Origin of the sequence: Bradyrhizobium sp. R2.2-H, from assembly GCF_004346455.1 — a bacterium.
Taxonomy (GTDB): domain Bacteria; phylum Pseudomonadota; class Alphaproteobacteria; order Rhizobiales; family Xanthobacteraceae; genus Bradyrhizobium; species Bradyrhizobium diversitatis.
Window position 1 is genome coordinate 81,505 of the sequence record NZ_SMBR01000010.1, and the last position, 14,195, is coordinate 95,699.

Consider the following 14,195-nt stretch of genomic DNA (forward strand, 5'->3'; position numbering starts at 1 on the left):
TCATCACGACGCGGTTGATCTGCGAGCGACATCATGACGATCCCATCGACTTTCTTCCGCCTCCTTCTCGCCCTCGGTGCGGGGCTGATGCTGACCGCCCTGCCCTCGCCGTCGCACGCGCAGAACATCGTCGTCATGGTCAACGGCGATCCGATCACCGATTTCGACATCGAGCAGCGCTCCAAGCTGGACCAGCTGACGACGCAGAAGACCCCAAGCCGGCAGGAGGTCATCAACGAGCTGATCGACGACAAGGTGAAGCTCAAGGAGGGCAAGAAGTACGGTGTCGACCCAGGCGTCTCCGACATCAACCAATCCTATGAAGGCATGGCGCAGCGCATGCGCATCACGCCGGATCAGCTCACCAAGTCCCTCGAATCCAAGGGCGTCCGACCCGAGACCTTGAAAGGCCGCATGAAGGCCGAGATGGTCTGGACCAGCCTCGTGCGCGGCCGCTACAAGGAGCGCCTCCAGGTCGGCGAGCGCGACGTCGCGCAGGCCGTGCAGGCCCAGACCGGCGAGAAGCTTCAGGTCGAGGGCACCGAATACAAGATGCAGCCGATCGTGCTGATCGTGCCCCGCGGCTCGTCCGCTGCGTTCCTGGAAACGCGGAAGAAGGAAGCCGAGACCTATCGCGCGCGCGTCGGGAGCTGCGAGGAGGCCAATTCGCTGTTCCGCTCGACGCCGAACGCCACCATCCGCGACACCGTCACCAAGACCACCGCGGAGCTGCCCGAACCGCTGCGCAAGGTGCTCGACGACACCCCGATCGGCCATCTGACCGCGCCCGAGGTGACCAAGGCGGGCATCGAGATGGTGGTGCTGTGCTCGCGCAAGCCGACCATGATCGACACGCCGAAGAAGCGCGAGGTCCGCGAGAAGATGTATCAGGAGAAGTACGAGAAGACCCAGAAGGCCTATCTCGATGACCTCCGCAAGGCCGCGATGATCGAATATCGCAATCGCTGATGGCCAAGTCCCTCCTAGAGCCTTCCGCCAAATCCGCAGCCGAGTCCGCAGCCAAGCCCCTTGCCCTGACCCTGGGAGAGCCCGCCGGCATCGGCCCCGACATCACGGTCGCGGCTTGGCTCAGGCGCCGTGAGCTGAACCTGCCCGCCTTCTACCTGCTCGGCGACGAGGCGCTGATCGCGCAGCGCGCCAAGGCGCTCGGCGCCGATATCAGGATCGCCGCGGTGAGCCCCAGCGAGGCCGCTTCCGCCTTCACTGATGCCCTGCCCGTGGTCGCGACCGGCGAGCGCGCGACCGCCGAGCCCGGCAAGCCTGACGCATCCAGCGCGCCGGCCGCGCTCGCCTCGATCCGGCAGGCAGTCGTCGATGTGCGCGCGGGTCGCGCCGGCGCCATCGTCACCAACCCGATCGCCAAGAGCGTGCTCTACCGCGCCGGATTCCGCCATCCCGGCCACACCGAATTCCTCGCCGAGCTTGCCGCGGAGAACGGCCGTGTGCCGCAGCCGGTGATGATGCTGTGGTCGCCACAGCTCGCCGTGGTACCCGTGACCATCCACGTCTCGATGCGCGATGCGCTGGGAGAGCTCACCAGCGCGCTGATCGTCTCGACCGTACGGATCCTCACCACCGCACTGAAATCCCGCTTTGGCATCGCAAAGCCGCGCATCGCGGTCTCCGGCCTCAATCCGCATGCCGGCGAAGACGGATCGCTCGGCCACGAGGAACAGACCGTCATCGCCCCCGCGCTGAAAGTACTGCGCAACGAGGGCATCGAGGCCAGGGGCCCGCTGCCCGCCGACACCATGTTCCATGAGGCTGCGCGACAGACCTATGATTGTGCGGTCTGCATGTATCACGACCAGGCGTTGATCCCGATCAAGACGGTCGCCTTCGACGATGCCGTCAACGTCACCCTCGGCCTGCCCTTCATCCGCACCTCGCCCGATCACGGCACCGCCTTCGACATCGCCGGCACGGCCAAGGCCAATCCGGCGAGCCTGATCGCCGCGCTCAAGCTTGCGCGCCGCATGGCCGCTTCCATCAGCTGATGGGCGCGATCGACGACCTCCCGCCGCTGCGCGAGGTCATTCGCGAGCATGCGCTGTCGGCCAGGAAATCGCTCGGTCAGAACTTCCTGCTCGACCTCAACCTGACCGCGCGCATCGCACGCGCGGCCGCGCCGCTGGACGAGGCGACCATCGTCGAGATCGGCCCCGGCCCCGGCGGGCTGACGCGCGCGCTGCTCGCGCTCGGCGCCCGGCGCGTCATCGCCATCGAGCATGACGAGCGCGCGATCCCGGCCTTGCAGGATATTTCGGCGCGCTATCCCGGGCGGCTCGATATCGTGCATGGCGACGCCATGACCTTCGATCCGCGCCCGCTGCTCTCGGGCGAACGTGCGAAAATCGTCGCCAACCTGCCCTACAACATCGCGACCCAGCTTCTCATCAACTGGCTCACCATCGAGCCCTGGCCGCCCTGGTACGAGATGATGGTCCTGATGTTCCAGCGCGAGGTCGGCGAGCGCATCGTGGCGCGCGAGGACGAGGAGGCCTATGGCCGGCTCGGCGTGCTCGCCAACTGGCGCTGCGAGACCAGGATCCTGTTCGACATTGCGCCGTCCGCCTTCGTGCCGCCGCCGAAGGTCACCTCCTCCGTCGTGCGCCTGATACCGCGCGCAGAGCCGCTTCCATGTGACCGAAAACTGCTCGAGCAGGTCGCTGCCGCAGCCTTCGGGCAGCGCCGCAAGATGCTGCGGCAGAGCCTGAAATCACTGGGTGTTGATCCCGCGCGGCTTGCGCAGGCAGCCGGCGTCGATGCGACGCGGCGCGCCGAGACCATCCCGATTCCAGGCTTTGTTGCCATGGCGCGTGAATTGGCCGATATACGCAGCGAAGCCTGACAATCAGAATTTCGGAGGAAGGAATATGGCGTTGATGCGTCGGCAATCCCTGGTCAAGTTCGATGCGCCGCTTTGCGAGACCATCGTGGACACGCCCAAGCCGCAGGGCCGCGAAGTGCTGGTGCGCATCGAGCGCTGCGGCCTCTGCCATTCCGACCTGCACATCCAGGACGGCTATGCCGATCTCGGCGGCGGCAAGAAGCTCGACACCACGCGCGGCATGACACTGCCTTTCACGCTCGGCCACGAGATCGCCGGCGTCGTCGACGAAGTCGGCCCGGACGTCGCGGCCAGCCTCGTCGGTGCCAAGAAAGCCGTTTTCCCGTGGATCGGCTGTGGCCAGTGCCGCGATTGCCTGAACGGCGACGAGAACCTCTGCGTCAAGCAGCGCTTCCTCGGCGTCTCCATCGACGGCGGCTTCGCCACCCACGTGCTTGTGCCCGACGCGAAATATCTGCTCGATTACGATCCCCTTCCCGTCAACCAGGCCGCGACCTTGATGTGCTCCGGCGTCACCGCCTACGGCGCGCTCAAGCGCCTGGTCGACCGCCCGCGCCAGCGCAACCTGCTGCTGATCGGCCTCGGCGGCGTCGGCATGATGGGCCTGTCGTTCGCCCAGGCGATGTTCAAGCAGCCGATCACGGTCGCCGACCTCTCGCCGGCCGCGCGCGAGACCGCGCTCAAGAACGGCGCGGCCTTTGCCTATGACCCGGCCGAGCCTGACGTCATCAAGCGCATCCTCAAGGAGACCGAGGGCGGCTTCGACGAGATCGTGGATTTCGCCGGCAACGAGAAGTCGATGGCGTTCGCGGTTGCGGTCGCCGCGCGCGGCGGCAAGATCGTCGTCTCCGGCCTGATGGGCGGCCAGTTCACGCTGCCCATGGTGCAATGGGTCTACAAGCGCATGACCATCGAGGGTTTCATGGTCGGCACGCTGGCCGAGGCCCACGAGCTGATGGCGCTCGCCCGCGCCGGCAAGATCAAGCCGACGCCGATGCGCGAGGAGCCGATGGGCGACGTCCAGAAATGGATCGACGAACTGCGTGCCGGCAAGGTTGTCGGCCGCATCGTGCTGAAGAACTGACGGAAGCGCGGCGAGCACGACGCAAGTCTGGCCCGCCGCACGGAACGCCTTCGGCTGCGCTGCGTTGGCAGCGCATGTCGATCCGTTGCACCGTTGAAAGCGCATTCTTCATCGCCTGGAGCTGCCTGGAAAAGAGCGGCGAGCTCGGCTCGCCCGACGCGAGCGCGAATTTCCTGCTCGATGCCATCGAAGCCCAGCTTCGAACCGGTGAACGCCGGCAGTTGATGCTCGCGAACAGGGCGATCGATGCCTACCGCGCCGCGGCTGACAATCCTCGCTGCCGTCCAGCCCGCTGAGGCCCAGGGCAATCGCATTTGAACATTGCAGAGGTGGTCATGCCCGGGCTTGACGCTGCGGAGACAGCCGGTGCCCATAGCCACATCTCATATGCGATTGCCCTGCGCTGAAGCCCGCGACGATGTGCTCTAATTTTCCACGTCCGAACGTCCGTTGTGTGCACTTTGGAACCGTCGGTTCCGCCGCGGAAACGTAGGTTTCCCGCTGGCGCCGATTCCCGGCCCGCCAAGAGAACACATTGTGACCGGTCGGCCCCAGAACGATCTGCTCCGGCAGCTCAATCACCAGGATTTCGAACTGCTCGCGCCTTACCTCCAGCCGGTCGAACTCGAGGCGAGCCACATCCTGCATCACGCCGGCGACGACGTCGCAGCGGTTCATTTCCCCTGCGGTCCCGCGCTCGTGTCCTTCGCGGTGCCGGTCGAGGACGATCGCGAGGTCGAAAGCCTGCTGGTGGGACGTGAAGGTGCGGTGGGCATTGCCCCCGGCCGCACGCCTTCGCTCGCCTATTCGCGCATCGTCGTGAAGCTCGGCGGCACCCTGGTCCGGCTGCCGCTGCGCGCGCTCGAGCAGGCGCAGCAGAGGTCGGCTACGCTCCAGGAGGTCTTCTTACGCTATGCCGACTGCCAGTTCGCGCAGCTGCTGCAGACCGCGGCCTGCAACGCTGCGCATTCGATCGAGCAGCGCGCCGCCAAGTGGATCATCTCCGCACAGGAACATATCGGCGGAGCCGAGATCCCTCTCACCCACGAGCAGCTCGCCGGCATGCTCGGCGTCTCCCGCAGCTATGCCAGCCGTGTCATCCAGATGTTCAAGGCGAGGCGCATCCTCGCGACCCGCCGCGGCGCCATCCTGATCCTCGACGCATCGGCACTCGAAGCAAGAGCCTGCTGTTGCAACGACTGGGTGAACAAGTATTTCGACGAGGTGCGGGGCGCAGCGGCAGCCGCCGAGGGCTAAAGCATGATCCGGGAAAGTACGCAGCGGTTTTCCGAAAAGATCGTGCTTAAACAACAACCGAAAGCGCGATGACGATTCATCCTGATCGCATCGCGCTATAGTGCCTCCGGCTCACGCAAGCGGCGGCGACTGCCGCTTCAGGTGCAGATAGACCGGACTAAAATCTCCGAGCCGCTGCAGCTCGCGCCATTTCAGCACGATCAGCTCCCCGTCGCGCAGGTCCATGGCGCCGCTTCGCCTGAGGTCGGCGAGCGTCCGGTTCACCGTCGCGATCGCCATGCCAAGCGTCTCGCCGAGCTGGGCCAAGCTGATCGGCACGCGGCAGCGATTGCCGCGGACCAGATCCGCCGCGCGGGCGCGGTAGAACAGCTCGCAGAACAGGTGCGCCATGCGCGCCTGCATCGGCCTGGCGCTGTTGTTGGTGATGGCCTCGCGAAAGATCGCCGCGTCGAGCAGAGTCTCGCGCCACACGGCCAGCGCAAAGGTTGGCCGCCGCCGGAAGGCGATGAACAATTCGCGATGCGGGATGAAGGCGACTGAGGCCGGCCCCAGCGCGCTCAATCCGTGGTCCATCTGGTCGATGAACAGCCCCTGCGCATCCGGAAGGTCGCCGGTGAGATGGAACGCGAGGTACTGCCGCCGCCCGCTCCCGAGCAGGTGGTAGCGCGCGACCATGCCGGAGACGACCAGCACCGAATGTTCGGGTTCGTCGCCCTGACGGATGAAATCCTCGTTGGGCCCCAGATCGCGCAGCGTGAAGGTGAGCGCCCGGATTTCCGCGATGTCCTCCTCTGCCAGAGCGGTATGTTCGGAAAGGTTGCGGATCAATACGTCGTGGGCTTTTTCCATGGGGCCGCCAAAAATCGCGCCGGTTCTATCAAATGATACGTCCGGCTTGGGTTCAGCGGACTAGAACGCTGGTCGGAAGCATGGGTTGCTAACGGGTTTGCCGCCGCACCAAGTCGCATCCAACCCACCTCCTCGACCGCAAAAGAGCCGTCCCTTCATGAGCCCTACGACCATCCTGGAGCGCATCCGCAGGCTATTCGCGTCAGATGCGAGCGAGCACCTCGACAGCATCCGCGATGCTTTGGTCGCGGGCACGTTGAAAGAGCCGGTCCGGCCAATGTCCGATCAGGAACTCGCCCGCGCCATCCGCGAGTTCCGCTCCGTGCCGGTCTCCGACGGGACCCTCGCAAAACTCTCGCAGCGCTTCGTCGCGGCGTCGGTGCCGCGAGACGTCTGAAGCAGCACGCGAGGCTCATGCCGCATCCGAAGTTCATCGCGCGTCTCCAGGCGATCGAAGGCCTGTCCGAGGACGAACGCCGGCAGATCGCAGGCTTGTCGTCCACGCTGCGCCAGGTCGCGGACGGCGAGATCGTGCTGCGCCAGGGTGAGACCGCTTCACGCTGCGTCTTCGTCGTCAGCGGCTTCCTCTACCAGGCCCGCATCGTCGGCGATCGCAGCCAGATCCTCGCCTTCCACGTTCCCGGCGACATGCCGTGCCTGCACACGCTGCTGGTCTCGCCGCTGGATGCGGACCTCGTCGGGCTCGGCCCGACCATCGTCGGCACCGTCGCGCACAGCCAGCTGCGCCAGCTTCTCGACGGCTCGATCCACCTGACCCGCGCCTTCTGGCGCGAGACGCTGATCGACGCGGCGATCTCGCGACAATGGATCGCGCGCCTCGGCGCGCAGTCAGCGCTGCCCAAGGTGGCGCATCTCATCTGCGAACTTGCCGCGAGGCTGGAGGTCGTCGGCCTTGTCAGGGACGGCAGTTTCCAGATTCCGATGACCCAGCGGCACGTTGCGGACGCCTGCGGGCTCTCGATCGTCCACGTCAATCGTACCATCCAGGAGCTGAGGCATCGCGGGCTGATTGCATGGGAGGGCAGCGAGATCGAGCTGCTGCAGCCCGACGAACTGCGCAAGCTCGCGGATTTCAGGCCCGATTATCTGTGCTGAGCGCGGTGCCACACATGGCGCTAGCTCGTACGTCGAATCTCCTCCCGCTCGGATTCGACCTCCTCGGCGTCTTCGTCGTCGACCTTCATGACATGGTCGCGGCCGGCCACCTTGAGCAGCTCGTCCAGCTTGGCGTGAATCGCCTGGGTGTCGCGGTGCTCGGCGCGCTGGATCACCAGCGTCATGCCCCATGTCGCCAGCGTCGCGAACGAGTGCCATTCGAGTCCGTTGCCCACCGTGATCCAGGCGATGCAATAGACCACATAAACGGCGAACGCGGCCGGGCGCGAGGTGGCGACGCCGATCTCGGTGAGCCAACCCTTTGACTTCGGAAGGGACATGTGCGGCAACTCGCGTAGGCCGCCGGCGTTCCCGCGGAAGCTGAAGATGCGCTGGCCAAGTCGCCCCTCTAAGGTCGCCCTCTAGGATCGCGAGGAATGCGGCCGCCAGTGTCTGAGCAGCGGACCGCCGGCCCCCAGCACAGGATCCGTCTTCGGCTTGCGGACCTTGGCGATGCGCTTGATCGCGTCAGTCCGCTCCCGCGTGTCGGTGCACTCGTCGTACGTGCCGTCCTGCGGGTAGGCTCCGACGACCAGAAAGTCCCGGCCGGACTCGATCAGCCGGTGGCCCGTGCCCGCGGGTAGAACCAGAACGTCACCGGCTTTCACATTGAGGATGCGGCCCTTGATGCCGCCGCACTCGATCCTGGCCGTGCCGCGCGCCACGCCCATCACTTCATGGATCTGCGAATGGTAGTGGACGAAATCGTACACGGTGTCGCGCCACGACCGGGCCCAGCCGTTCGTGGCGAACAGCGTGTCGATGATGACCTCCGGCGGAAAACGCCGGCCCTTCAGCTTCACCGCCCCGCGATAAAGCAGCGCCGGCAGTTTCGGATTGTTCGGCACGATGCCATCGTCGCGAAAATGGATGGCAGTCGGTTTCCGCGCCCGCACCAGCGCGCGCAGCGTCGCCGCGTCGGGATGCTCCTCCACGAGCTTCCTGGCAAAGTTCTTGATCTGATCCTTGACCGGCATGCCTGCTCCTCGGTCGCGATTCAACGACGGCGGAGGCGAGAAGTTTCGAGGTGGAACGGCGCTTGATCGGGAGCAAGGGCTCACTCCCCTCCCACGGGCTGAGCTCCTGGGCGGGCCAGTTTCGCTTGTACGAGAGCGACGTCGTAAGATGCGTCACGCCCATTGGGAGCAGCCGGCAAGAGCGGACGCGGAGGGCAGCCCTCGCGCTTGGTACAGCCAAAATTCACAATCCTGGTACTGTTCTCGTGACGAGGCGCAACGCATCTATTCGCTAGTACCACGACCGGAGCGCTCCCGATCGTCAGTCTTAGTTGGGAGCCCCGGTCAAAGCAGACGAGCAGATCGCAGACACCCGGACAACTCTGCCACGCCGCCTCGGCGTGTGGATAGCCGGCGCATTGGCACTCGCTGCAACAGTTGTACCAGACAAGGACCGAGGAGATAATTCCCATGAAGGCGATCGTCGTAACGGAACAGGCCGCGGGAACGGCCGGCTTGAAGCTGGTGAACCGGCGCGATCCGATGGCATCGATAAACGACGTCGTTGTTCAGGTTCATGCGTCCGGATTTGTTCCGACCGAACTCACGTGGCCCTCGACCTGGACCGATCGCCTCGCGCGTGACCGAACGCCGTCGATCCCAGGACACGATCTGGCTGGAGTGGTTAGCGCTCTCGGATATGGCACGACAGGGCTATCGGTGGGGCAGCGGGTATTCGGCCTCACGGACTGGTATCGCGACGGCACGCTGGCCGAGTACGTGGCGGTTGAGGCACGCAACCTCGCGCCGCTGCCGGGTGACGTCGACTTCACGGTGGGCGCGAGCCTGCCGGTCTCGGGCCTAACCGCATGGCAAGGGCTGTTCCAGCACGGCCGTCTCAAGGCGGGGCAGAGCGTCCTCGCACACGGCGCGGCCGGCGCAGTCGGTTCGATGGTGACGCAACTCGCACGAGAGGCCGGCGCCCACGTCATCGGCACCGGACGCGCCGCCGACCGTCAGACGGTGCTCGACTTCGGCGCTAAGGAGTTCGTCGACCTCGACAACGACGCCCTGAACGACGTCGGCAAGGTCGATCTGGTGTTCGATGTTATCGGCGGTGACATCCAGAAGCGATCCGTCGGCCTGCTTCGATCTGGAGGAACGCTGGTGTCCATCGTGGGGCCGGCCGAGGCACGGCCCGCCGACGGTCTGGCGGTCGACTTTGTCGTCGAGGCCGACCGGGCCCAACTGAGTGAGATCGTCCAACGGGTGCGGGATGGACGACTGCGGACGAACATCGGGAAAGTTTCGACCCTCGACGGCGCCGCTGCCGCCTTGAATCCGACTACGCGACGCAAGGGAAATACGATCATTCGCGTTCGCCCCTGAACGACGCACGCCCGTGGATGCACGCGGCCGGCCGGCCCTGTCCGGCTCGGCCGAACGTTGAGAAAATGTCCGCGAGGGGCCACAAACTGCGGTGATGGAGATACGGAACGCTCTTTGGCAACTCGCGTTGCGCGAGAACTCGCACGGGTGGAAGAACGACGCAATCCAGTACGTCGAAAATCACTTCGATGCTGAGGCTACTGGCCATGCTGCAGCAGTGCCTCCGAGAAGCGTGATGAATTCGCGGCGTTTCATTCGATCACCTCGCCACATTCCGGCTGAGCTGCGGACCGCATTGAAGCACGATCCAGACGACGTGAAACACAGGTTGCTACGAGCTGTCGCGAATGCTTCGCCCAGAAAGCAAGCACCGCCTGATCATAGGCGTCGGCGGCACCGGCGAAAGGTATTGCGAGACGACATTTCTGCCTCCGCGCAATTGCGGTTCGCGACGCCGGATCTCGTCTCGGAGATTGTGCTCAACAACGAACCCTTGCGGTCATCCCGACACGCAACCAGGAGAACAGATCGCGCACTCTTTGTGAATGAACACCGGGGAGGATCTTTTCAGAAAGCACGATTGCCCTCCGAAGAAAATGTCTGCTTCGGGTCACGGGCGGCGGCCGAGGCGAACGCGTCCCCGCGTCCGGGTGACCGCCGATAGCCTATCGTCGCAGGCCAGTGTCCATGTGCCCTTTGGCCTCCATCGGGCCATCGCACGGCATGTCGCGCCGCTTTCCGTCCGCGCGCCGGGCTGGTAGGATGGCGTCGTTGTTTTGAGGCATTTTGATGCGCGCGAGGATTTTCAATCGCGTCCTGGGGTTGGCCGCGCTGGTCGCCGGCATGCTCGCTGCCACGACGCTTCAAGCCTCGGCCGAGAAGCGCATCGCGCTCGTGGTCGGCAACTCCGCCTACAAGAACATCACCCCGCTCGACAACCCGTCGAGGGACGCGAGCCTGATGGCGGAGACGCTCGGCACGCTCGGCTTCTCGCTGGTCGGCGGACGCGCACAGCTCGATCTCGACAAGGGCGCGATGGACCTCGCGGTGCAGAGCTTTGGCCGGCAGGTCCAGGGCGCCGACGTCGCGCTGTTCTATTATGCCGGCCACGGCGTGCAGGTGGCGGGCTCAAACTATCTCGTGCCCGTCGGCGCCAACCCGACCCGCGAGGCCGACGTCGATTTCCAGATGACCGATGTCAACCTCGTGCTGCGCCAGATGCAGGGCTCGGGCACGCGGCTCAACCTCGTGATCCTCGATGCATGTCGCAACAACCCCTTTGGCTCACGCGGCCTGCGCTCCTCCGACGGCGGCCTGGCCCAGATGCGTGCGCCCGAGGGCACGCTGATTTCCTACGCGACCCAGCCCGGCAACGTTGCCCAGGACGGCAGCGACGGCCACAGCCCCTATACCAAGGCGCTGGCCACCACGATCCGGGTCGCTGGCCTCGACGTGTTTCAGACCTTCAACCAGGTCGGTCTTGCCGTGAAACGCGCCACCGCAGGCGCCCAGCAGCCCTGGGTGTCGTCCTCGCCGATCGACGGCACGTTCTATTTCGTGCCGCCGACGCAAACCGCACCGCCGCAGGTCGCGGCGATGCAGCCCGATCCCCTGCCCGCGGAGCGCCTGCGCGCCGACCCCGACCGCGTGCCCTTGCGCGATGCCGCGCTGCTCAGCGAACTGAGCGAGCGGCTCTACGAGCTCAATTTCGATCCTGACACGCCCGACGGCCTGACCCGCGCGATCACGAAACTCCAGCAGCGGATTTCGATGGCCGCGACCGGTGAAGCAACCGAAGGCCTGCTGCTGCGGATGCGCAAGATGGAGGATCTGAAGCCCTGGGGCTCGATCGTCTACGGGCCCGACGGCAGCAAATGGGGCATGTCTTGGAATCACGCCTCGCGGCGTGCCTCGGTCGCGGATGCGCGGGGCAATTGCGCCGGCGCCAAATGCCCGATCGAGCTCTCGTTCTACGGCCGAAGCTGCGGCGCCTTCGCCATCTCCGACAAGTCGTGGTCGCTGGTCCAGCGCGACAGCGTGCAGCACGCCCGGGACGCCGCGCTTGACGAATGCGGCAAGGCTGGCAAAGCTTGCCGCATTATCGGAGCCGTCTGCGCCGACGGCTCCGGCCGCTGATACGTTTTTTTTGGATTTTTCACTCATGCCCAACGCCGTCACCCTTACGACTGCCCTCGCCTTTCTCCTCAACCTCGCCATTGCCTCGTCGGCCGCCTACGCGCAATCCGGCAGCGCCGGCGGCTCGATCGGCAATGACGAGAAGTCGCTGTCGGGCTCGCGTTCGGAGCGCTCGGCCGAACCGGCTCCGTCCGCACGCCGGAGCAAGCCGGCCGAAGAGCCGCGCTCGTCGTCGCGGCGAGGCGGTGGCGGAGGTGGCGGCGGAAGCTTCGACGGCGCCTGGATGGTCACCAGCATCGGCTGCGGCGGCTCGACCACCGGTGCGGTGGTCGTCACGTCCGGCCGCGTCATCGGCGAAGGCGTCAGCGGAACCGTCAGCCCGAGCGGCTCGGTCTCTACGCGCGGACAAGGCCAGGGCGTAACCTTCACCGGCGCGGGCCGCCTCTCCGGCCGCAGCGGGTCCGGGACGTGGCGTCGCTCCGACGGCTGCGGCGGAACCTGGACTTCAGCCAAGCAGTAAGATCGAAAAAGCCCGACATCGCGGCGGAACGATCGCGCCAGAGGCCCGATTCAAGCCACATCCTCTCCGGATTTGCGGCTCATTGCCACCCAACTCTTTGACGAGAAAGGGCTGGTTGAGAGTTGCGTCATGCGTAACCGGGAGACCAGGATGGGCAACCGAACCGCAAAATTCGTATCTGCGCTTATTGGCGGCATCATTGCCGGTGCACCGCTGGCTGCCGTGTCGCAGAGCGCGCCGGCTCCGTCGAGCGCTGCCAGCACGGCTTCCGACTGCCTCGCAGCGCCAAAGGGCCCCGCGCCGCAGGGACAGCACTGGTACTACCGCCTCGAACGCACCACCAAGCGGCAATGCTGGTACCTGCGTGCCGCCGGCGACAAGGACAGCGCGAAAACCGCACAGACCGCGCAGGCTTCGAGCGATACGCCGACGGCCGATGCGCCGGCGCCGCAGCAACACGCTGTGCAGGACGCGCGCGCCGAATATCCGACGCCACGGAGCAGCGCCGCCCCGAAGACGCCGAGCGCCCCCGCGCAAGCCGCCGCCGCAACACCGGTCGAACAAGTCGCGGAGCAGACCGCTGACGGCAACGCGCAGCAACCCGCCGCCACCGCGCCCTGGCCCGATGTCTCCACAGCGTCCGCTCCGCCGGCGCCAAACGTCGTCGCAGCACCCACGCAGCCGGTCGCAAAGCCGTCGAAATCCCCGTCGCCGGTGGCGCTCGCTGCGGCAGACAGCACGACCGACAAGCCGACCGGCTCGCTCCAGACGCTGCTGCTCGTGATCGGTGGCGCGCTGGCGCTCGCCGGAATCCTCGGCAGCGTCATCTACCGCTTCGCCGGCGCGCGCGTCCGCGTCCAGTCCGCCGACCGTCACGGACATTGGCGCGATTGGGAGACACAGGACCAGGACGGAAGCCGCGCGCCCTGGCTCGCTTCAACGCCGGCCGACGCCCAGCCGCAGCACCCCGTCGACTTCGATGCGGTACGTCCGCAGCCGAAACAACGAGGGACAAAACTCGCCGCGATCGGCCGCGAGATCGAGTTGATCGACGCGCGCAGGCAACGGGCCGCCGCCCCGGCCGAACCTGTCGCGATCAGAAGAGACAAGGTCGAGACGAAGGCGGTCGACAAGAAAATCGAGACCGTCGCCCCGGCTCCCCAGCTCACCGCCGCCGAAATCGGCGAGGAGCACGATGACGCGCCGGCAGGCCATGACGCCGATGCCGTCGACATCGATGTCATCACGACGATGCTCGAACAGCTGGCGAAGGAAGGACCGCGCCTGTCCCGGCCTAACCTTGAAGCTGACCTTGCAAACTTCGCACGAAGCCTGCGAGGCCGATCCGCCGCTCGCGCTTGAGGCGTTCGGCCTTCAGGATCGACTGCACCTCGGCGAAGGCCTCGTCGATGTCGTGGTTGATCACGATGTAGTCGTACTCGGCCCAGTGGCTCATTTCGTGGCTAGCGCGGCTCATGCGCTTGCGGATCACCTCGTCGGAATCCTGTGCGCGCGAATGCAGGCGCTTCTCGAGATCGCTGGCCGACGGCGGCAGGATGAAGACGCTGACGACGTCGGCGCGCGCCTTCTCGCGCAGCTGCTGCGTACCTTGCCAGTCGATGTCGAACAGCACGTCCTGCCCGGCCGACAGCGCCGCTTCGACCGGCACGCGCGGCGTGCCGTAGCTGTTGTCGAACACGGTCGCCCATTCCAGCAGCTCGTCGCCCTTCACCATGGCGTCGAACCTGGCCTTGTCGACGAACAGATAGTCGCGCCCGTCGACCTCGCCGGGGCGCTTGGCGCGCGTGGTGGCGGAGACCGACATCCTGAGGCCCGGCATCCGCTCGATCAGGAGCCGGGACAGTGTCGTCTTGCCCGCGCCCGAGGGCGAGGACAGCACGAACATCAATCCGCGCCGCTCGACACCGTCAGTTCCGTGACCGCCCGTCGTCATCG

At 66.0% G+C, this 14,195-nt stretch carries 16 protein-coding genes; 12 read left to right on the top strand and 4 right to left on the bottom strand.

Annotated elements, in window-relative coordinates:
* The first annotated feature begins 33 nt into the window (after positions 1–33).
* The 6 genes from EDE08_RS25060 to EDE08_RS25085 all read left to right on the top strand — a co-directional run bounded on the left by EDE08_RS25060 (position 34) and on the right by EDE08_RS25085 (position 5,213).
* A complete protein-coding gene (locus EDE08_RS25060) occupies positions 34–969 on the top strand; it encodes a SurA N-terminal domain-containing protein (RefSeq protein ID WP_131871561.1) in 936 nt (311 codons plus the stop codon).
* Positions 969–2,018 (top strand): 4-hydroxythreonine-4-phosphate dehydrogenase PdxA, encoded by a 1,050-nt coding sequence (gene pdxA / locus EDE08_RS25065; RefSeq protein WP_131871560.1) that lies wholly within the window; start codon positions 969–971, stop codon positions 2,016–2,018. Before EDE08_RS25060 ends, pdxA begins: the two co-directional genes overlap by 1 nt.
* Complete coding sequence (rsmA, locus tag EDE08_RS25070; protein ID WP_131871559.1) at positions 2,018–2,872, top strand: 16S rRNA (adenine(1518)-N(6)/adenine(1519)-N(6))-dimethyltransferase RsmA; 855 nt, start codon at positions 2,018–2,020, stop codon at positions 2,870–2,872. The genes pdxA and rsmA overlap by 1 nt, the downstream gene beginning before the upstream one ends.
* 25 nt (positions 2,873–2,897) lie before the next feature.
* Complete coding sequence (locus EDE08_RS25075) at positions 2,898–3,956, top strand: alcohol dehydrogenase (RefSeq protein WP_131871558.1); 1,059 nt, start codon at positions 2,898–2,900, stop codon at positions 3,954–3,956.
* A gap of 74 nt (positions 3,957–4,030) precedes the next feature.
* On the top strand, positions 4,031–4,252 hold the full coding sequence (locus tag EDE08_RS25080) for a hypothetical protein (RefSeq protein ID WP_131871621.1): 222 nt from the start codon (positions 4,031–4,033) through the stop codon (positions 4,250–4,252).
* Between the two features lie 241 nt (positions 4,253–4,493).
* Entirely contained in the window at positions 4,494–5,213 is a 720-nt protein-coding gene (locus EDE08_RS25085) for a Crp/Fnr family transcriptional regulator (RefSeq protein ID WP_131871557.1), read from the top strand.
* A 111-nt stretch (positions 5,214–5,324) separates the two neighbouring features.
* Here the strand turns inward: EDE08_RS25085 and EDE08_RS25090 are convergent, their stop codons facing one another.
* Positions 5,325–6,062: a Crp/Fnr family transcriptional regulator gene (locus EDE08_RS25090; RefSeq protein WP_131871556.1), complete on the bottom strand. Its 738-nt coding sequence runs from the start codon at positions 6,060–6,062 to the stop codon at positions 5,325–5,327.
* Between the two features lie 157 nt (positions 6,063–6,219).
* Here EDE08_RS25090 and EDE08_RS25095 point away from each other — a divergent pair, with 157 nt between their 5' ends.
* Complete coding sequence (locus EDE08_RS25095; RefSeq protein WP_131871555.1) at positions 6,220–6,459, top strand: hypothetical protein; 240 nt, start codon at positions 6,220–6,222, stop codon at positions 6,457–6,459.
* 17 nt (positions 6,460–6,476) lie between these two features.
* The gene (locus EDE08_RS25100; RefSeq protein ID WP_131871554.1) at positions 6,477–7,178 is read left to right on the top strand and encodes a Crp/Fnr family transcriptional regulator; all 702 of its coding nucleotides are present in this window, start codon (positions 6,477–6,479) and stop codon (positions 7,176–7,178) included.
* A 20-nt stretch (positions 7,179–7,198) separates the two neighbouring features.
* Here the strand turns inward: EDE08_RS25100 and EDE08_RS25105 are convergent, their stop codons facing one another.
* Both EDE08_RS25105 and EDE08_RS25110 read right to left on the bottom strand, forming a co-directional pair.
* Positions 7,199–7,519 (bottom strand): low affinity iron permease family protein, encoded by a 321-nt coding sequence (locus EDE08_RS25105; protein ID WP_131871553.1) that lies wholly within the window; start codon positions 7,517–7,519, stop codon positions 7,199–7,201.
* An 81-nt stretch (positions 7,520–7,600) separates the two neighbouring features.
* Positions 7,601–8,215 (bottom strand): cupin, encoded by a 615-nt coding sequence (locus EDE08_RS25110; RefSeq protein ID WP_061876673.1) that lies wholly within the window; start codon positions 8,213–8,215, stop codon positions 7,601–7,603.
* Positions 8,216–8,665: 450 nt separating this feature from the next.
* On the opposite strand from EDE08_RS25110, the gene EDE08_RS25115 reads away from it, so the two are divergent.
* The 4 genes from EDE08_RS25115 to EDE08_RS25130 all read left to right on the top strand — a co-directional run bounded on the left by EDE08_RS25115 (position 8,666) and on the right by EDE08_RS25130 (position 13,601).
* Complete coding sequence (locus tag EDE08_RS25115) at positions 8,666–9,583, top strand: NADP-dependent oxidoreductase (protein ID WP_131871552.1); 918 nt, start codon at positions 8,666–8,668, stop codon at positions 9,581–9,583.
* Positions 9,584–10,372: 789 nt separating this feature from the next.
* On the top strand, positions 10,373–11,719 hold the full coding sequence (locus EDE08_RS25120) for a caspase family protein (RefSeq protein WP_131871551.1): 1,347 nt from the start codon (positions 10,373–10,375) through the stop codon (positions 11,717–11,719).
* A 25-nt stretch (positions 11,720–11,744) separates the two neighbouring features.
* On the top strand, positions 11,745–12,239 hold the full coding sequence (locus EDE08_RS25125) for a hypothetical protein (RefSeq protein WP_131871550.1): 495 nt from the start codon (positions 11,745–11,747) through the stop codon (positions 12,237–12,239).
* A gap of 150 nt (positions 12,240–12,389) precedes the next feature.
* Positions 12,390–13,601, top strand: a complete 1,212-nt coding sequence (locus EDE08_RS25130) for a hypothetical protein (RefSeq protein WP_165936164.1) — start codon at positions 12,390–12,392, stop codon at positions 13,599–13,601.
* On the opposite strand, the gene gmk is transcribed toward EDE08_RS25130, so the two are convergent.
* Positions 13,534–14,193 (bottom strand): guanylate kinase, encoded by a 660-nt coding sequence (gmk, locus tag EDE08_RS25135; RefSeq protein WP_131871548.1) that lies wholly within the window; start codon positions 14,191–14,193, stop codon positions 13,534–13,536. The two genes, EDE08_RS25130 and gmk, sit on opposite strands and share 68 nt — an antisense overlap.
* Between the last annotated feature and the right edge of the window lie 2 nt (positions 14,194–14,195).